Below are 18,096 nucleotides of genomic sequence, written 5' to 3'. Positions count from 1 at the left end.
ATGAAATCAACACATGAACGTGATGCAACCCATTCTCCGACCGAAGTCCCAGATGATTGGTTCACGTGGAAGGAAAAAGAAAAGCGAGCCTCTGAGTCGGTTTCCAGGCCTTCATTATCCTATTGGGAGGATGCATGGAAGCGGCTTGTGAAAAATAAATTGGCAATGGCTGGATTAGTGTTTCTTGTTTTGCTAATATTCATGGCTATTTTTGGACCTGTGTTGTCACCACATCAAGTGAATGAGCAGGATTTGCCCAACCAGTATCAGCCACCATCTGCTGAGCATTGGTTTGGTACAGATAACGCAGGGCGTGATGTATTTACAAGGACCTGGTTTGGTGCACGTATATCCTTATTTGTAGGTTTCATGGCAGCCTTGATTGATGTCACCATCGGGATTATCTATGGGGGGATTGCCGGTTATAAAGGCGGTCGTACAGACGGTATCATGATGCGTATTATTGAAATTTTATATGGTCTGCCATATTTATTGGTTGTCATCTTACTATTAGTCGTTCTGGGCCCGAGTTTAACTACGATCATTATTGCGCTAACCGTAACAGGTTGGGTAGGTATGGCACGAATTGTGCGGGGACAGGTACTGCAGATTAAAAACTATGAATTTGTCCTCGCTTCCAAATCATTTGGCACGAAAACACCACGGATTATCCGGAAAAATTTACTGCCCAATACAATGGGCCCAATTATTGTACAAATGACACTAACGGTGCCTACTGCAATTTTTGCTGAAGCGTTCTTAAGTTTTTTGGGACTTGGAATACAATCACCACACGCCAGTTGGGGTGTCATGGCAAATGATTCACTAGGAGCAATCCTATCTGGAAATTGGTGGACATTATTCTTTCCGGCATTTTTTATTTCTTTTACCATGTTTGCGTTTAATGTACTGGGTGACGGTCTTCAAGATGCCCTTGATCCTAAATTAAGGAAGTAGGTGACACCATGGAAAAAATTCTCGAAGTAAATGATCTTCACGTCACGTTTACGACATATGGAGGAACTGTAAAAGCAGTACGAGGCGTCAACTTTCATTTAAACAAAGGGGAGACGCTCGCCATTGTCGGCGAGTCCGGCTGTGGGAAAAGCGTTACAGCTAATGCGATTATGCGCCTGATCCCTGAGCCACCGGGCAAAATTTCAAATGGAACTATTTTGTTTCATGGAAAAGATGTAACAACAAACACTGAAAAAGAGATGCGCTCTATTCGTGGTGTGGACATTTCGATGATTTTTCAGGATCCGATGACAGCATTGAATCCGACCCTGACAATAGGTACCCAGCTCATGGAAGGTCTGAGACAACATCAAGCTATTTCTGCAAGTGGCGCGAAGCAACGGGCGATTGAGATTCTGGAGCTTGTTGGTATACCGAATCCAAAAGAGCGCTTGAAGCATTATCCGCATCAATTCAGTGGAGGAATGCGTCAGCGTGTGGTCATTGCCATAGCCTTAATCTGTGAGCCGGAACTTTTGATTGCTGATGAACCGACAACAGCCCTTGATGTAACGATTCAAGCGCAAATACTGGAACTTTTTGAAAAGATTCAAGCGGCTACAGGTGTATCTATCATTCTTATTACACATGATTTAGGCGTTGTAGCTAAAATTGCTGATCGAATTGCCGTTATGTACGCTGGAAAAATCATCGAGGAAGGAACAAAACGTGAAATTTTTTATGAATCTGAGCACCCTTATACGCAAGGGTTATTGAATTCAGTACCAAGACTTGATGTGAAGGGGGAAAAATTAACGCCGATTGAAGGAACGCCACCAGATTTATTTGCCCCTCCTAGGGGGTGCCCATTTACAGCTAGATGTCCATTTGCGATGAAGGTGTGCGCAAATGTTTATCCTGAAAATACGCATTTGAGTGATACACATAACGTGGATTGCTGGCTGCAGGATAAGCGGGCTAAACAACTTTTAGCAGCAACAACTGTTAGATAAACTGGGCATTTCGCAGGTGTGAAGCGAAAAGTCTATGTTTCTCATATACTTTCAAATTGAAAGTACAAACTTAATCAAAGGGGGAAAATGGATGAAGAAGTTTCTGTTGCTTTTACTAGCTTTGTTGACGGTGATTGTTCTAGCGGCATGTACCGCCAATGAAAGTGCAGGGGAAGACCCGGAAGAGGAAAGTGATACAGAAGAAACAGAAGATGGTACCTCAGATACAGATGAAGAAGCGGAAGAAGGGGAAGGGGAAAATGTGCTCCGCCTTAACAACTGGGAGGAGCCGACATCGTTTAATCCGTCTATTGGATTTGACGAGAATTCCTGGAAACCATTAAACAACCTAATGGAAGGGCTGACCCGTTTAGGTGAGGATAGCACGCCGGAACCAGCAATGGCAGAAGATTGGGACGTCTCTGATGATGGAACAGTCTACACCTTTCATCTGCGGGAAGATGCAAACTGGTCAAATGGTGACCCTGTCACTGCGGAAGATTTTGTCTTTGCATGGCAACAGCTACTCGATCCAGAAACTGGTTCTCCAGCAGCATTCCTGGCCTATTTCGTAAAAGGCGGCGAAGCATTTAATAGTGGAGAGGGATCGGTGGAGGATGTTGGTGTAACAGCTGTTGACGAGAAAACGTTTGAGGTTGAATTGGAGGATCCAACTGGTTTCTTCCTGCATGTTGTAACAAATCCTGCGTTCTTTCCGATTAACCAGGAGGTAGCAGAGGAAAATCCGGATTGGCATGCGGAAGCAGAATCCTTTGTTTCCAATGGTCCTTTTATGCTCGAGTCCTGGGAGCATGATAGTGAAATGATTTTCGCTAAAAATGAGGAGTATTGGGACGTGGATACCGTTAGTCTAGACAAGGTTCATTGGGCCATGGTTAATGATCAAAATACACAATACCAAATGTTCGAAACCGGCGGTCTTGATGTTGCAGAAATCCCTGCTGAGATGTCAGATGAATTAATTGACGGTGATAATGTAGCTATCGATGAAATGGGGGGATTGGAATTCTTTCGTTTTAACGTAGAAGAAGAGCCTTTCCAGAATCAGAAAATCCGACAAGCATTTGCATTAGCAGTAGATCGCCAGGAGATTACAGATTTTGTGGTGAAAAATGAAGTGGAACCTGCCTATGGCTTTGTTTCTCCAGGATTCACCAACCCTTCAGGAGAGGATTTCCGTGATATGAATGGGGATCTTGTCACATTTGATCCGGAAGAGGCCGTGCAGCTTCTTGAAGAAGGTATGGAGGAAGAAGGTTATGATGAGCTTCCGCCGGTAACATTGTCCTATAACACAGCAGATCTTAATAAATCGATTGCTGAAACAATGCAAAGTATGCTCAGTGAGAATTTAGGTATTGATGTTACATTGGAAAATACAGAATGGAATGTATTCTTGGAAGATCAGCAAAATTTAGAGCATCAATTTTCACGCAGTTCATTCCTGTTTGACTATGGTGATCCGGTAAACTTCCTGGAAAGCTTTATCACAGATTCATCGATGAACCGTACCGGCTGGTCAAATGAAGAGTATGACCAATTAATCGCCGATGCAAAATCTGAAGAAGATGAAGAACTTCGTTGGGAGCATATGTATAACGCAGAGCAGATATTAGCCGAGGAGATGCCGATACTTCCACTTCGCTATTATAATCAAGTGTTTATTGAAGCAGACGGTGTATCAGGTATCGTGCGCCACCCCGTAGGCTATTTTGATCTAAAATATGCGGAGAAAGAATAGCTTTTAATGGATCGGCCCATTACATGGTGTATGTGGGCCGGTTCTTTTTACATAGATTCATAAGTCCACACAACTTAGAAGGAGGACGACAAATGATACGCCCAGCTAGATTACACCTGGGGGATACGATCGGTGTTATAGCACCAGCCGGTCCACCCAATCTGGAAAAATTAAAACAAGCAATTCCTTTTTTTGAAAGAATGGGTTTACATGTGAAGTTGGGCAAGCATATCGATAAAGTCCATGGCTATTTAGCCGGCACAGACGAGGAGCGGCTTGAAGATATGCATGAGATGATTGCAGACACACTCGTTAAAGCAATTATTTTTGCCCGTGGTGGTTATGGTACAGCTCGGATCGCGGCTGACCTTGATTATGCGTTACTCGAAAATAATCCGAAAATCATCTGGGGTTATAGTGATATCACGTATCTACATACAGCCATTCGGCAAAAATGCGGACTTGTAACCTTCCATGGTCCGATGCTTGCTTCTGATATTGCCAAGGAGGATTTTGACGCGCTTTCTGCTGTGATGTTTAAACAGCTTTTTGAACCGACGAGACTCATTTATTCAGAAAAAATCTCTTCTTTACAAGTACTTGTTGGCGGTAGGGCTGAGGGGGAACTGGTCGGTGGAAATCTATCATTACTCGTCAGTTCTATTGGAACACCAAACGCGATTGAGACAAAGGGGAAAATCCTAATGCTTGAGGATATCGGGGAGGAGCCGTATCGTGTTGACGGGATGCTGAATCAATTGAGACGTGCAGGAAAACTATCGGACGCTGCTGGTATTGTCATTGGTGATTTTGCCGAAGCTCAAGCCACGTTAGAGGAATCACTTACGCTTGAGCAAGTGTTTAGGGATTATTTTTGTCCATTGGAGATCCCGGTCATGAGCGGATTTAAAATCGGTCATTGTTTCCCGCATTTTGCCGTTCCGTTAGGCGCCAGAGCAACATTAACGACTGCTGATAAAACATTAATGATAGAACCCGGTGTTGATTAGCAATTGGGTATAGAACAGAAAGGGGCTACCAAAATGACTAAACAAACGTTTGATCAATTTCCTGGAAGTATGTGGGTGATCTCTGTTCCAGTCGCAACTGTATGGACATCTCCGGAGTCACCGAGGGAAGTTGACGAACCTGGAGTGAGCACGCAGGCGGATATCGACCAATGGATCCATGATTTAACCCATGAAGAAAGCCTTGCCCTTTGCGATGAGAATCTGATCCAATCGCAGGTCTTATATGGAGAGCCAGTACTTGTTACAGAAAAACAACAAACTTTTGCACATGTTGTCATTCCTTCCCAACCCTCGAAAAAGGATAAGCGCGGCTATCCTGGCTGGATACCACTCGAACAGCTAAAACAAGTAAACAAAACAGAGTGGATAAGTAAACAATTTGCAGTCATTACACGTGATAAAGCAGTTTTGGAAAATAATATAAGTGAACATAAAATGAAACTTAGCTATATGACCATGCTTCCAGTTGAATCTATCCACCACTATGTAGAAGTAAAGACCCCACACGGAAAGGGTTATTTACCAAAAAAAGCGGTACATATTTTCCCCGGAGAACGAGGCATTGAGCTGGGAAGTGGGCAGGACATCGTCCGAGCTGGTGAGCAGTTTGTACATCTTTCTTATTTCTGGGGTGGTATGAGTGCCTTTGGCTATGATTGTTCGGGTTTAGCATACACGGCGCATAAAGCAAACGGCTACCAGATAGCGCGTGATGCCAGTGATCAGGCAGTAGGAGGGGAGAAAATAGCCTTTGATGAACTTTTACCGGGAGATTTAATTTTTTTCGCCTATGAAGAAGGAAAGGGCAAGCTTCACCATGTGGGGATTTATTATGGTGATGGGAAAATGGTTCACGCTCCGCAGACAGGAAAAGGGGTTGAAATTGTGACACTGGAAGGAACGATATACGAGAAAGAGTTGTGCGTGGCCAGACGATACTGGAATAACGGGGAGGGGAAATAATGTTAGATGAGAAAATTTTACAAGTAAGCAATTTGAAAAAGTACTTTCACATGGGAAGAGGGAAAGAATTGCAAGCTGTAAATGATGTGACATTTCACGTTTTTAGGGGCGAGACATTTGGGCTTGTTGGTGAATCCGGTTGCGGGAAATCAACAATCGGAAGGACAATTATGGGGCTTTATGAAAAAACAGATGGGGATGTTTTCTATGACGGGGGAAATGTCCATGAATTCGATGACAAGGAAAAATTTATATTCTACCGTAACATGCAAATGATTTTTCAGGATCCATACGCATCCTTGAACCCACGGTCGACGGTAAAGGAAGTTATCGCAGAGCCGATGGAAGTGCATAATATCTACAAAACGAAAAAAGAGCTGCATGACCGCATTTTTCAGCTACTGGAAGAGGTTGGTCTAAGTCGCGATCATGTGAATCGTTATCCCCATGAGTTCAGTGGTGGCCAGCGCCAGCGAATTGGTATCGCTAGGGCATTGGCATTGAATCCTGACTTTATCATTGCTGATGAACCTATCTCTGCACTGGATGTATCGGTTCAAGCCCAAGTTGTAAATCTGCTAAAAGAGTTGCAAATGGAAAAAGAATTAACCTTTTTATTCATTGCCCATGACCTATCCATGGTGCGGCAAATCTCTGATCGTATTGGGGTGATGTATTTAGGGAATATGGTTGAACTTGCGGGCAGTGACCGCCTCTATGAAAATCCACTACATCCATATACAAAAGCCCTGCTATCTGCAATCCCCATTCCTGATCCCGACGTTGAAGATAAGCGGGAGCGGATCATACTGGAAGGAGAGCTCCCAAGCCCGGTTAACCCGCCGAGTGGCTGTGTGTTCCGGACGCGTTGCCCAGTGGCCATGGAGGTTTGTTCGGTGAAAACCCCTGTATGGCAGGAAGTGGAACAGGATCATTACGTTGCTTGTCATTTGTATGATAGTACATTAGAAAATAAAGAAGGCTTACACAGATAATGAAGCGCCTATGCAGTTGCTAATCGATAGCAACTGCATATTTTTTAGAAGACTGTTCTCTAAAAAATTGGTTGCTTATGATACAAAAAATAGAAAAGATCCTTTCCGAAATTATTTGTTCTATTGTTTTCGATTTTTGTATACGTTTAATAGTAGGGAAGCTAGGTAAACAATCACGAATTGTAAAGGGGGAAGCCATGAATAATCGTAAATACGCAACTAAATCGGTTCCTAAAGCGTGGAAAAAGAAGAAGTCATCACTTTCCAAACGAATGAAACTAAAGCAGCAGCAACAATCAAAAAACTCAGGGCTGCAGAAGAGTAAAATAAAAAATCTCGCATCCTTGAAATCGAAGAAACCGAAGTACTTGAATAAGCCATCTGCAACGTGGAAGCTTCCTACTTTTGTTGTACTATCGTGTTTAATCACTATTATTTTAGTAATACCAACAATGATTGTGATTCCATTTGGAGGAGATAATCAAGCTGCGGAGGAGTCCAATGTCGAAGAAGAAATGCCGGAACAGGAAGCAGAAACGGTGTTTGCTGCCTCGCCATTTTCAGTAGAAGTGATGCGGGATACATCGGACAGCATAGAAGATGTACCACTGGAAGAATATGTGTCACGCGTGGTAGCTTCCGAGATGCCTGGAGAATTTGAAGTGGAGGCGTTAAAAGCACAGGCGCTGGCAGCTAGAACCTATATCGTGAACCATATACTTTTTCAGGATGGAAGCGAAAATAATTTTGATGTAACAGATACGACGGCACATCAGGTTTATAAAAGTGAACATGAGTTGAGAAGGGATCTAGGCAGTGATTACGATTGGAAAATGGATAAAATAAATAAGGCAGTGGCTGCGACAGAAGGGGAAATTCTAACCTATGAGGACGCGCCGATCACGCCAGCATATTTTTCAACAAGTAATGGGTATACCGAAAACTCGGAAGATTACTGGGACAATGAGCTTCCTTACCTACGAAGTGTTGAAAGCCCATGGGATGAAAACTCGCCGGAATATCTGCATCAGGAAGTATTTTCAATGAGCGAGGTAGAAGATACGCTGGAAGTTAGTCTGAACGGGGCAGATACTGTTCCTATAGAAGTAACACGAACCGAAAGTCAGCGTGTGAATGAATTAGCAATTGCCGGAAGCACATTCTCTGGTAGGGAAATACGAGAACAATTTGAGTTACAGTCAAGTGATTTCACCATCGAGCAAAAAAATGACCATTTTATTTTCACAACGAAAGGCTTCGGCCATGGCATCGGAATGAGCCAATATGGCGCAAACGGGATGGCTAAGGAAGGAGAAACCTACCAGGACATTGTAAAGCATTATTATCAAGATGTGGAGATCAGCACCGTCAACGATACAGCACCAACCCTCGTGGCAAGATAGCGAGGGTTTTTTGATGTGTGTGATGAACTCGTAGGAGCTTGTGCATCTCCATGGGGCCCGAAAACTTGAAAAAACAGCTCACCCGGTAATCAACAGCGCTCCTAGGCTCTAGAAGCTTAGAAAAAGCACTCCTTACATATCCATAACCTCTTACTCTCCCCCACTTTTTTCAAAAAATCCATAAAATCGGGAAATTTTTTTCTTGCTATGTATATATTTTCTTTTTTCTGATCAGAATGGTTGTTGAGGTGATGTTCTTATGAAAGAAGAAAACAACGGTGCTTCAAAAAATAAGTGGAGCCGTATTTTCCGGAAGAAATGGTTTTTTCCAGCAGTTTATTTGACTGTTGCTGCCCTCCTTTTATCGGTTGTGGTGTGGTATCAAAATGTGGATAACCAAGTTCCGGATGTTGCAGATGAGCAGGAAGAACAGGAAAGTGACGAGTATATCCCAACTCAGAATGATGAGGACGCCGAGACAGTTTTGGACCAGCAAGAAGTTATCCAAATGCCGGTAGTGGATCAAGATCAAGCAGAAATCGTAACTAAATTTTATGATTACAACGCAGAACAAGAGGATCAGGAGAATGGCTTGGTTCTTTATAACAACCGCTATTACCAAAGTACTGGTATTGATATTGCATCCGCTAGTGACGAGACGTTCGATGTCGTAGCATCATTAACCGGGACCGTTACAGAGGTAAAAGAAGATCCGCTCCTTGGGAATGTTGTCGTTATGGAACATGGTGATAACGTAACAACCTATTATGCAAGCTTGGATGAGGTCAGTGTGTCAGCTGATACCGATGTAGAACAAGGCGATCCGATAGGCACAGCAGGGAGTAATATATTTGGAAAAGATAATGGAACTCATGTCCACTTTGAACTTAGAAAAGATGGCAATGAAGTCAATCCGGAATCCTTTTTCAACCAATCTGTAGCTAGTTTAGATAGTGTTACAGAAGAAGCGGAAGAATCCGAAGCAAGCGAGGAAACTGCGGAAGACGCGGAAGAGCCAAGTGGCACGGAAGAAGACGCTGATGCACCAGCAGAAGAAGAAGAAGAAACTGGTGAAGATACAGAAACAGACGCACCAGAAGAAGATTCAGGTGCAGAAGATGAAGAGTCGAATGATGATACAACCGATTCAGAAGACTCAGATGATGCATAAAAAAATACCTCCAGCAATTTAAGCTGGAGGTATTTTTATGTGTAATCCTAAAACTTCATACGAAATTTGTCGAAAAAATAGTCCTTTTTAACCACAGAAAATATGTTAGAATAAGGGTAATTGTTGAAATATGATGAAAAAATCAATGTGGAAATCGCCATATATATTTTACCGAAAGGAGGCCTCAGCCAATATATGTTTAACTCTTCTATCATCACATTAAATGAGCACGAACCCTCTTTGAAAGAGGTTATGGAATCATTCGCACAAGATTATGACGCAAAAGCCGCATTGCAATTAACACGGAAATTCCTTATGAACACATCTTCAGATAATATCAGAAAAAAAGGCATGGAATTTTTGTATGTGAATGGATTCTATGAGGACTTGGAGCTATTAATCCAAAAGAATCGGGAATCCGAAAATAGCTCTAACAGAGAGTGGGCACAAGTTTATCAATTAACGATCGACCGAAAACTTAACCGGTGTCACCCAAGCGAAATAGTAATAAAAGCAGAAAACATGAAAACAGGTGAACCTGAGCTAAATTGTTTGCTTGAATTTGTTAAAGTCACGGCTTACTACAGCATGAATCAATATAGTAAAATAGGAAATTTCCTTGAAAACTATCAGTATTTATTTCAGAAAATAGAAGATAGGATGATGATATCTTTTTTTACCATTAGACTTTATCAAATCTTTTTGACCTATTATCTATTGCGAAATGAATTAATTATGGCAAGAAAGTATGCCTATCGCATACTAAATCAAACATCGAATGATCTGGCAAAAATAGATGTACACATAAAATTAGGATTATCCTACACGTTTGATACGTATTTTCAAGGAATGCATCATTTGACAGAAGCTTTGAAACTAGCTAAGAAACATCATCTAACAAATCAAATTCGTGTCATCGAACACCAAAATATTCCCTTTTTGTCTGCACATTTTAAAAAAGTGGATAATATAAAAACAGATGATAAGAGTGAACAAGCACATATTGAAATTGCAAAAGGAAATTATGCTAAAGCGATCAGGATTCTTAATGAACTGCCAACGGACAGTGCATTTAAACTTTATTATATGGGTAAAGCGAAGCAAGACAAAAAGATGTTACTCCAGTCCTACAATTACTTCATTGAAAAAAGGAGCGACTTCTTTTTCTGCAGATTACCACTTAGAGCGCTCATGCACATGAATGTGTGAATCATGCGCCTTGTTCATACATATCGAACTCAAAAGATAAGGAGGTGTAAGAATGAAAAAATGGAAAGTAATTCTTGTGGTAGCAATTACAGCCATCCTTTTTCTCGTAAGTCCGGAGCTAGGGGATCAGATAGCGTATAGTGATCCGAATCTAGGGGATATCGATTAATATCAATGTAAGTTCGTTTGTCGTTTCGCTTTCGAATCATGCTTTATTTGGAAAAGCTGAACCTTTTTTAGATGGAACGGGTGACTATATCCCCGTTCCACCCGAGTTTTACAGCTAAATTTAAAAATACTTCCTGTCCACATTTTCTAAAGATCCAATTTTAATCATAAACCTCCCACTTCATTAATAAAATATTACAAACCAAGCAATCAGAAATGTCTGAGGTGAGAGCTTGTGTGGCTTTTCAAAATATACGCCAAATGACCCCCTCACATGGAACGTTTACATATAAATTACAGAACTTTCCGTTAACTTTGGAATATAGGTAGATTATCATAGAAGGTATGTTCAAAAAATTTTAAGGATCATTTGAACAGCCTTAATTAAACCTATTTGAAAAAATACATATCCGACATCATCGCGCAGCAGAGCTATTACAGGAAAAATCAGCCACAACAAAATTAACACCTTGTCTCAAACCACACCTCGGAAATATTCAACTTAGGGAGGCGAATGGTGTGCATGATTACATCAAAGAAAGAACTATCAGGATAGGAAAATACGTCGTTGAAGAACGAAAAACTGTCCGAATGATAGCAAAAGAATTTGGTGTTTCCAAGAGCACAGTCCACAAAGATTTGACAGAACGCTTACCAGAAATAAATGCTGAGCTGGCAAATCAGGTAAAAGAAATTCTCGAACATCACAAATCAATCCGTCATCTCCGCGGAGGAGAAGCCACAAGAAAGAAATATAGCTTGCATCCGAAAAGTGAGGAGGAAGCAAAACCGGTGGGGTGAAATTTACTCCTTTAGGGAATGCCGCGATATTGGTAAGCGAGCTACGCTATAGGGGGGTGGTATCTGGAGATCTTTTGGAACTACAGTAGCACATAGCAAAGTAAGGCCAAAACGCAGCGGATTGGAGGATGCTGCGTTTTTGGTTTGGATTCTGAGGCGTGCTCGGAAGGAGATGTTTCATAGAGCATGGCCGCAAATATGTCGAATGTACCCGAAAAAATATAATAATTTTTATACAATAGTACTAGCAAATAATAAGTGTTATTACTTGAATGCGCTCATATCACCCAACTCGCACGGCAGTCTACCCTTCCTCCCTTTATCACTTTAGCGTAGCGGGGGACAGACCCCGATACCAAATTTTTTTGCGAAATATGCAGTTAATTGTTGAATTTTGTGGTAAAATATTATATTAGTAGCATTGTGTTCTCGTTTAACATATGCCAGCTACATATTTACGCTAGGAGGATCAGATTCATGTTTTCTAGGGATATTGGAATCGACCTTGGAACTGCTAATGTTTTAATTCATGTAAAAGGTAAAGGAATAGTTTTAAATGAACCATCTGTTGTGGCAATGGATCGCACAACAGGTAAAGTGCTTGAAGTTGGTGAATCTGCACATCGAATGGTTGGTCGAACACCGGGAAATATTGAAGCGATTCGACCATTGAAGGATGGAGTAATTGCTGATTTTGATGTAACAGAAGCGATGTTAAGACATTTTATAAATAAAATCAATGTTCGTGGTTTTCTCTCCAAACCGAGAATGCTTATTTGCTGTCCAACGAATGTGACGAAGGTAGAGCAGAAAGCGATTAAGGAGGCCGCGGAAAAATCCGGTGGTAAAAAAGTCTACCTGGAAGAAGAGCCGAAAGTAGCGGCGATTGGTGCCGGGATGGAAATTTTCCAGCCAAGCGGGAATATGGTCATCGATATCGGCGGGGGTACAACAGATGTAGCGGTCCTTTCCATGGGCGATATTGTCACATCAGAGTCTATTAAAATGGCCGGGGATAAATTTGATGTGGAAATCCTTAACTATATCAAGAAAAATTACAAACTGCTTATTGGTGAGCGTACTGCTGAGCAAATTAAGGTAAATGTAGCTACCGTTTTTAAAGATTCACGGAAGGAAGAAATGGAAATCCGCGGGCGTGATATGGTGAACGGACTTCCACGTACGATTACGGTTTATTCCGATGAAATAGGGGAAGCCTTACAGGAGTCAGCGACCTTAATTATTCAAGCTGCAAAAACCGTGCTGGAACGTACGCCGCCGGAATTATCTGCAGATATTATTGATCGGGGCGTTATCCTGACAGGTGGCGGAGCTTTAATTCACGGTATTGACCAGTTACTGGCAGAGGAATTGAAAGTCCCTGTATTTACGTCTGAAGAACCGATGAACTGTGTTGCTAAAGGAACAGGAATGATGCTTGAAAATATTGATAAAATTGAAAGTAAAAAGATCATTTAACCTTGTGAGAGGTGAAAAATCATGTTAAGAGGTTTTTATACGGCTGCTAGTGGAATGATTTCACAGCAGCGGCAGCAGGAGGCTTTTTCAAATAATATTGCCAATGTGAATACGCCGGGATATAAAGCGGATCAAACTGCTTTACGCGCATTCCCTGAAATGTTGTTGCAACAAATAGGATCTGAAAATATTCCTACAACACACGGGCTAAATAGAACTGTGCAACAGCCGGTGGGCTCACTGAATACGGGTGTATATGTACAGGAAACTATCCCAAATCATGAGCAGGGTGACATTCGGGAGACGGGTATAACCACAGATTTGGCAATTGTAAATGGGAATCTGCCAAATGATACAGGTAATTTATTTTTTACAGTGCAAAATGAGGACGGAGAAGCAAGACTAACAAGAAACGGAAATTTCACCGTTGATGGAGAAGGGTTTCTAGTCACGAATCAGGGTTATTATGTGCTGGATGCGTCCGGGGATCCTATCCAAACAGATGGAATGGAATTTACCGTTACGGAAGATGGAGATCTCCTTCAAGCTGAAGGGGTAGACATTCCACTAGGGATTACATATACAGAAAACGCGAATGAATTAACAAAAGAAGGAAATGGACTATTTGCTGGAGAAGCTGGTGCCGTGCCAGCGGACGTTACTTTCACGGTCGAGCAAGGTTCGCTTGAGGCATCCAATGTTGATTCCTTACAATCGATGACACAAATGATGGAATCCGTACGCAAGTTTGAAACGAATCAAAAAGTACTTCGCGCATATGATGAAAGTATGGGAAAAGCAGTTAGCGAAATCGGCCGATTAGGTTAGGAGGGCTTTTATGTCAACGCCAATGATACAAGCGGCGGTAACCATGAATCAACTGCAAAACAAGATGGATTTAATTGGAAATAATATGGCAAATAGCCAAACAACCGGATATAAAGGTCGTCAAGCTGAATTTTCCTCACTGTTAATTCAAAACGTTAATAATATGACTGATCCTGCCAATATGCAAGGCCGCCTGACCCCAGACGGGATACGGGTTGGATCGGGAGCTATGCTTGGTTCAACAAACATTGATTTAACACCAGGCTCTATCAAGGAAACAGATCGCGCATTGGACATGGCTTTACTTGCGGATAATCATTTTTTCCAAATACAAGTGACAGAAAATGATATCGAGGAAACGCGCTATACACGGGACGGGACCTTTTACTTAAGCCCTGTAAATGATAATCAAGATGTGATGCTGACAACAGGCGATGGAAATCCTGTGATGGGGCAGAATGGGCCGATTGTGATTGCGGAAGGCTTTGATTCGATTGAGGTTCAGCCGAATGGACAAATTGCTGTTAGCCTTGGTGCCCAAACGGAAATTGCCGGTGAACTAGCCGTGGTTGAAATGATGCGCCCGCGCTTGCTTGAGGTCTCAGGGGAAAATGCGCTCCGGATGCCGGATGTAGCGGAACTTGGATTTAATCCAGAAGAAATCATTCAAGACGTAGTACCAAATACAGACCTTATGAGAAGCGGTGTACTGGAGAATTCGAATGTGGATATTTCCAAGCAAATGACAGACTTGATTACAGCCCAACGCGCGTACCAACTTAATGCACAAACGATTTCAACGGGCGATCAGATGATGGGTTTAATTAACCAGCTAAGGTAGATCACCGGAATGCTCTGTGGTAAAATTGGGCTTAGGATTAGAAATGAGCTTCATGTATATTGCCAGGGAATAAGGAGAAGCGAGACATGCCTACTAACCAATCGGAAGAACAGTCAAGAAAAGCTTTTAAACAAGCTAAAAAAAGAAAAAAACAGCAGCCTGCCGAAACAGAAAAAACAACATCAGAAAAGCATACACGAAAACAACATAAGCAGCATCAAAAGGCTGAAAAAAAGAAACAAATAAAGCCGAGACGTCGTGTATTTCCAATTTGGCTTCGTCTCATTGTTATAATTCTTCTTGCTGCAGCTGCACTAATGGCTGGACTCATGATTGGTTATGGTTTACTTGGTGATGGCAATCCCATGGACGCATTACGAATAGAAACATGGCAGCATATTATTGATATTGTGATGCAAGAGTAAATATAAAATGGGGAGCGTTTCCTTTCAAAAGAGGCGCTTTTTTGTTATTCCTATTGAAAGACGGAAGCGGAAGTTCGGTGTGCTCAGTTGAATAGGACAAACTAAAGGACACACTATAACGATGTTGGTGTGTCCTTTGTGGTTATTTTATATCAGAGGTTTGAAATGTGATGTCTAGGGTATTCTTCTTCCAGTTACCAAACGATATATTAAAAGAACTAACGCAATTACAATTAAGAGGTGTATGAAATCGCCACCAATTTCAAAATTAATGCCAAGTGCCCATAAGAGTACGATCACAATTAAAACGGTTAAAAGCATCGTTTCCCTCCTCCCTGAGCAATTCTCCTTTATCAGAGAAAATCATATTATTATATATACGTATGCCCAGCTTTACCTTTTCATGAAGAAATATTTTGCTATAATGAAATAAAGACAAGCATGGGAGAGATTATATGTTGGATAGTGAACAAATCAAAGAAATTATTCCACATCGTTACCCTTTTTTACTGGTTGATAAAGTAACGGAGATGGAAGAAGGTAAACGCGTTACCGGGATTAAAAATGTCACGGTTAATGAGCCATTTTTTCAAGGGCATTTTCCAAAGTATGCGGTGATGCCAGGTGTATTAATTGTTGAGGCAATGGCTCAAGTTGGAGCAATTGCCGTACTTGGCATCGAAGAGAACAAAGGTAAGCTGGGCTTTCTGGCAGGTGTGGATAAATGTCGTTTCAAACGCCAAGTAAAACCAGGTGATCAGCTTAAATTGGAAGTTGAAATCACGCGTCTAAAAGGACCGATTGGCAAAGGAAAAGGCGTTGCTACAGTAGACGGGGAATTAGCCTGTGAGGCAGAAATAACCTTTGCGATAAAATAACAATGATTTTGTAAACACTCTCAAAAAGTAGAAAAAATAAGTATTACTTCTTTGAATATGGTTAAGCTAATGGCGATAGCAACTAACAAAGGAGGAAACTTGTTATGGAAAAAAAGATATTAATGAAATTTGGTGCACCGATTTTAGCTATATCATTACTAGCTGCATGTGGAACAAATGATGGGCAGGATCCTGCAGAGAATGAGGAAGAGGCTCCATTAAACCAAGAAGATGATAACGGTAACCAGAATCCTACTGAGGAAGAAAACGGCGGGATGAATGGTAATGATAATGGCAACAATGGAACAAATAATGGCAATGACAACAATGGTAATGGCACAGGTGTTAACGACACAGGCGAAGAAGATAACATGCAGCAAGAAGAACCAAATGATAACCTTGAAGACGATGAAGATAACCAAGGCGGACAAGGTGATCAATAAGGGTATAATTGAACATAAAGCAGAACGGCTTCTAATATAGTTAGTGAGCCGTTCTTTTTTGTTATGTTAAATTTTCGATGTTTTTTACAATATGATGAACTAATCGTTAAAAAACCTCCTAATTCGACAGTTAATATTTGGAATTATTCGTTACACAGGATAAAATAAGCTTAAAACGGCAGGGGGAAAAGGGATGGGAAAGGGAGGAGCACCGGTATACATCATTGGGAAACAGACAAAAGCGATTATGAGAAAGGACGCAACCTATTATCGTACACAAATTTTAGAAGAAGGTAGAAAGAGGCATTCCAGCTATACACTGGAATACATCCTTGATCAGAGCTGTAAAGCGTTTGCTTCAAGTCTAAAAGGAAGAAAGGATGCTGTAAAGGAGATCTTGAATTCTGCAAGTAAGTTACCAATTCCTATTGATACGGATAGCAACATATATATGATGCCAACAACTTCGCTTAAAAATAAGGACTGTGTATTTTTGGCATTTCATCAGATCAAATTCTATGTGGAACGTGATGACAAAACATTTATCGGTTTTCATGATGGTTCAGGAATTTATGTAAATGCTTCATACAATACCGTTGATATGCAACATAAGCGGGCAAGCCAACTTATTTTATATTTCAACCGTAGCAACATCTTTGGAGAAGGTATTTGGACATGATTATCCAAATACACAAACAATTAGTTGCTTGTAGTTAATCAGCTATGTATAATGGAAAGGTAGTTAATTTACAAAAAAATGACTGACCGGTAAGTCATTTCATGTCATACTATTTTTTACAGAAATTCGGATAACGAAATTGGGTGTACAGAACTATGAATGAAAAGAAAATGAAGTTAATTGAGGCTGGCGTAAGGTTAGTTGCCACGCAAGGCTACCACAATACATCTATCCAGGAAATTGCTAGTGAAGCTGGGGTATCGAAGGGCGCATTTTATTTATATTTTCAATCGAAAGAGGAATTTATCGAAACAGCTTACCGTTTTTTCCATACAGAAATTACCCAGAGGTTCAATCGAGTAAAGCAGGAGAACCATTCTCCCCGGGAAATTCTGGAGAAACAGCTCACCATCCTAATCGACTATATCTATCATTATAAAGAATTTATTATTATGCACCTGCGTGAAAATATCTCCGTTGGGCAGCATACGGATAAACTGATGAGACAGATGAAAATGGAAAATTTCCATTGGTTAAGCGAGTCGATACAAAACATCTATGCTGATAAAGTTGAGGAATTAATCGTTGATGCAGTTATTCAGTTTGAAGGGTTAATAAATGGTTATTTTAAATGGATTGTCATTGATAATATACATATCGAACGCGATAAATTGAGCGCGTTCCTTATTCGCAGGCTGGATGATATTGTCCACGGCATGCTCACCGCGAAGGAAGAAGCGCTGACCACCATTGGTCGTATTCCGCGTGAATATCTCACAGAAAATAAAACATCGGAACAGATGATCTCGAATAGTTTGATAAAATTAAGTGAGAAAATCAAGAAATTGGACGAAAATCCGGCAAAAATCAAACAGCTCCAGGAAGTGGTTGACGCGATTGAAAAAGAAGCAGATAAAAATAAAACGCGTCCTGTAGTGATACAAGGGTTGCTCGCACATTTCAGGGGGTTCAAAGAGATGCAGGATGAATGCGAACAACTGGCTAGCGTTCTGCAGGTGGAGCTTTTACATTAAATTATTAAGGTGAGGA

The 18,096-nt window shown here is 41.2% G+C and carries 19 protein-coding genes; 18 read left to right on the top strand and 1 reads right to left on the bottom strand.

Annotated elements, in window-relative coordinates:
- The 14 genes from KFZ58_RS16645 (at position 1) to KFZ58_RS16580 (ending at position 15,046) form a co-directional block, all read left to right on the top strand.
- A complete protein-coding gene (locus tag KFZ58_RS16645; RefSeq protein ID WP_235792404.1) occupies positions 1-957 on the top strand; it encodes an ABC transporter permease in 957 nt (318 codons plus the stop codon).
- Between the two features lie 8 nt (positions 958-965).
- Positions 966-1,970 carry an ABC transporter ATP-binding protein gene (locus KFZ58_RS16640; protein ID WP_235792403.1) on the top strand — a complete coding sequence of 335 codons (1,005 nt, stop codon included), beginning with the start codon at positions 966-968 and terminating at the stop codon, positions 1,968-1,970.
- A gap of 91 nt (positions 1,971-2,061) precedes the next feature.
- Positions 2,062-3,732, top strand: coding sequence for a peptide ABC transporter substrate-binding protein (locus KFZ58_RS16635; protein WP_235792402.1), 1,671 nt, complete (start codon positions 2,062-2,064; stop codon positions 3,730-3,732).
- A 92-nt stretch (positions 3,733-3,824) separates the two neighbouring features.
- Positions 3,825-4,742: a S66 peptidase family protein gene (locus KFZ58_RS16630; RefSeq protein ID WP_235792401.1), complete on the top strand. Its 918-nt coding sequence runs from the start codon at positions 3,825-3,827 to the stop codon at positions 4,740-4,742.
- A gap of 33 nt (positions 4,743-4,775) precedes the next feature.
- Complete coding sequence (locus KFZ58_RS16625; RefSeq protein ID WP_235792400.1) at positions 4,776-5,726, top strand: C40 family peptidase; 951 nt, start codon at positions 4,776-4,778, stop codon at positions 5,724-5,726.
- Positions 5,726-6,721 (top strand): ABC transporter ATP-binding protein, encoded by a 996-nt coding sequence (locus tag KFZ58_RS16620; RefSeq protein WP_235792399.1) that lies wholly within the window; start codon positions 5,726-5,728, stop codon positions 6,719-6,721. Before KFZ58_RS16625 ends, KFZ58_RS16620 begins: the two co-directional genes overlap by 1 nt.
- Positions 6,722-6,918: 197 nt before the next feature.
- Complete coding sequence (gene spoIID, locus KFZ58_RS16615) at positions 6,919-8,124, top strand: stage II sporulation protein D (protein ID WP_235792398.1); 1,206 nt, start codon at positions 6,919-6,921, stop codon at positions 8,122-8,124.
- A gap of 259 nt (positions 8,125-8,383) precedes the next feature.
- Entirely contained in the window at positions 8,384-9,295 is a 912-nt protein-coding gene (gene spoIIQ, locus KFZ58_RS16610) for a stage II sporulation protein SpoIIQ (RefSeq protein ID WP_235792397.1), read from the top strand.
- Between the two features lie 195 nt (positions 9,296-9,490).
- Complete coding sequence (locus tag KFZ58_RS16605; protein WP_235792396.1) at positions 9,491-10,504, top strand: AimR family lysis-lysogeny pheromone receptor; 1,014 nt, start codon at positions 9,491-9,493, stop codon at positions 10,502-10,504.
- A gap of 687 nt (positions 10,505-11,191) precedes the next feature.
- Positions 11,192-11,473, top strand: coding sequence for a sporulation transcriptional regulator SpoIIID (gene spoIIID / locus KFZ58_RS16600; protein ID WP_255694941.1), 282 nt, complete (start codon positions 11,192-11,194; stop codon positions 11,471-11,473).
- A 477-nt stretch (positions 11,474-11,950) separates the two neighbouring features.
- Complete coding sequence (locus tag KFZ58_RS16595; protein ID WP_235792395.1) at positions 11,951-12,952, top strand: rod shape-determining protein; 1,002 nt, start codon at positions 11,951-11,953, stop codon at positions 12,950-12,952.
- A gap of 21 nt (positions 12,953-12,973) precedes the next feature.
- The gene (locus KFZ58_RS16590) at positions 12,974-13,780 is read left to right on the top strand and encodes a flagellar hook-basal body protein (protein WP_235792394.1); all 807 of its coding nucleotides are present in this window, start codon (positions 12,974-12,976) and stop codon (positions 13,778-13,780) included.
- Positions 13,781-13,790: 10 nt separating this feature from the next.
- On the top strand, positions 13,791-14,621 hold the full coding sequence (locus tag KFZ58_RS16585; protein WP_235792393.1) for a flagellar hook-basal body protein: 831 nt from the start codon (positions 13,791-13,793) through the stop codon (positions 14,619-14,621).
- A gap of 86 nt (positions 14,622-14,707) precedes the next feature.
- On the top strand, positions 14,708-15,046 hold the full coding sequence (locus tag KFZ58_RS16580) for a DNA-directed RNA polymerase subunit beta (RefSeq protein WP_235792392.1): 339 nt from the start codon (positions 14,708-14,710) through the stop codon (positions 15,044-15,046).
- 174 nt (positions 15,047-15,220) lie between these two features.
- On the opposite strand, the gene KFZ58_RS16575 is transcribed toward KFZ58_RS16580, so the two are convergent.
- Positions 15,221-15,367, bottom strand: a complete 147-nt coding sequence (locus tag KFZ58_RS16575) for a lmo0937 family membrane protein (protein WP_235792391.1) — start codon at positions 15,365-15,367, stop codon at positions 15,221-15,223.
- Positions 15,368-15,501: 134 nt separating this feature from the next.
- Here KFZ58_RS16575 and fabZ point away from each other — a divergent pair, with 134 nt between their 5' ends.
- The 4 genes from fabZ to KFZ58_RS16555 all read left to right on the top strand — a co-directional run bounded on the left by fabZ (position 15,502) and on the right by KFZ58_RS16555 (position 18,080).
- Positions 15,502-15,924 (top strand): 3-hydroxyacyl-ACP dehydratase FabZ, encoded by a 423-nt coding sequence (gene fabZ / locus KFZ58_RS16570; protein ID WP_235792390.1) that lies wholly within the window; start codon positions 15,502-15,504, stop codon positions 15,922-15,924.
- Positions 15,925-16,028: 104 nt separating this feature from the next.
- Positions 16,029-16,367: a hypothetical protein gene (locus KFZ58_RS16565; protein WP_235792389.1), complete on the top strand. Its 339-nt coding sequence runs from the start codon at positions 16,029-16,031 to the stop codon at positions 16,365-16,367.
- Between the two features lie 193 nt (positions 16,368-16,560).
- Positions 16,561-17,046 (top strand): competence protein ComK, encoded by a 486-nt coding sequence (locus tag KFZ58_RS16560; protein WP_235792388.1) that lies wholly within the window; start codon positions 16,561-16,563, stop codon positions 17,044-17,046.
- Between the two features lie 155 nt (positions 17,047-17,201).
- Positions 17,202-18,080, top strand: a complete 879-nt coding sequence (locus KFZ58_RS16555) for a TetR/AcrR family transcriptional regulator (RefSeq protein WP_235792387.1) — start codon at positions 17,202-17,204, stop codon at positions 18,078-18,080.
- Positions 18,081-18,096: the final 16 nt, after the last annotated feature.

The sequence above is a fragment of the Virgibacillus sp. NKC19-16 genome (assembly GCF_021560035.1).
GTDB lineage: Bacteria > Bacillota > Bacilli > Bacillales > Amphibacillaceae > Virgibacillus_L > Virgibacillus_L salidurans.
Note: the sequence above shows the minus strand (reverse complement) of the source record. Positions and strands in the feature narration are given on the sequence as shown.

Excerpts from the sequence above, each read along its gene's own strand:
- KFZ58_RS16590 (WP_235792394.1), top strand. The coding sequence starts at position 12,974 with ATGTTAAGAGGTTTTTATACGGCTGCTAGTGGAATGATTTCACAGCAG.
- fabZ (WP_235792390.1), top strand. The coding sequence starts at position 15,502 with ATGTTGGATAGTGAACAAATCAAAGAAATTATTCCACATCGTTACCCT.
- spoIID (WP_235792398.1), top strand. The coding sequence starts at position 6,919 with ATGAATAATCGTAAATACGCAACTAAATCGGTTCCTAAAGCGTGGAAA.
- KFZ58_RS16560 (WP_235792388.1), top strand. The coding sequence starts at position 16,561 with ATGGGAAAGGGAGGAGCACCGGTATACATCATTGGGAAACAGACAAAA.
- KFZ58_RS16635 (WP_235792402.1), top strand. The coding sequence starts at position 2,062 with ATGAAGAAGTTTCTGTTGCTTTTACTAGCTTTGTTGACGGTGATTGTT.
- spoIIQ (WP_235792397.1), top strand. The coding sequence starts at position 8,384 with ATGAAAGAAGAAAACAACGGTGCTTCAAAAAATAAGTGGAGCCGTATT.
- KFZ58_RS16565 (WP_235792389.1), top strand. The coding sequence starts at position 16,029 with ATGGAAAAAAAGATATTAATGAAATTTGGTGCACCGATTTTAGCTATA.
- KFZ58_RS16620 (WP_235792399.1), top strand. The coding sequence starts at position 5,726 with ATGTTAGATGAGAAAATTTTACAAGTAAGCAATTTGAAAAAGTACTTT.
- KFZ58_RS16645 (WP_235792404.1), top strand. The coding sequence starts at position 1 with ATGAAATCAACACATGAACGTGATGCAACCCATTCTCCGACCGAAGTC.
- KFZ58_RS16555 (WP_235792387.1), top strand. The coding sequence starts at position 17,202 with ATGAATGAAAAGAAAATGAAGTTAATTGAGGCTGGCGTAAGGTTAGTT.
- KFZ58_RS16630 (WP_235792401.1), top strand. The coding sequence starts at position 3,825 with ATGATACGCCCAGCTAGATTACACCTGGGGGATACGATCGGTGTTATA.
- KFZ58_RS16605 (WP_235792396.1), top strand. The coding sequence starts at position 9,491 with ATGTTTAACTCTTCTATCATCACATTAAATGAGCACGAACCCTCTTTG.
- KFZ58_RS16595 (WP_235792395.1), top strand. The coding sequence starts at position 11,951 with ATGTTTTCTAGGGATATTGGAATCGACCTTGGAACTGCTAATGTTTTA.
- KFZ58_RS16625 (WP_235792400.1), top strand. The coding sequence starts at position 4,776 with ATGACTAAACAAACGTTTGATCAATTTCCTGGAAGTATGTGGGTGATC.
- KFZ58_RS16575 (WP_235792391.1), bottom strand. The coding sequence starts at position 15,367 with ATGCTTTTAACCGTTTTAATTGTGATCGTACTCTTATGGGCACTTGGC.
- KFZ58_RS16580 (WP_235792392.1), top strand. The coding sequence starts at position 14,708 with ATGCCTACTAACCAATCGGAAGAACAGTCAAGAAAAGCTTTTAAACAA.
- KFZ58_RS16585 (WP_235792393.1), top strand. The coding sequence starts at position 13,791 with ATGTCAACGCCAATGATACAAGCGGCGGTAACCATGAATCAACTGCAA.
- KFZ58_RS16640 (WP_235792403.1), top strand. The coding sequence starts at position 966 with ATGGAAAAAATTCTCGAAGTAAATGATCTTCACGTCACGTTTACGACA.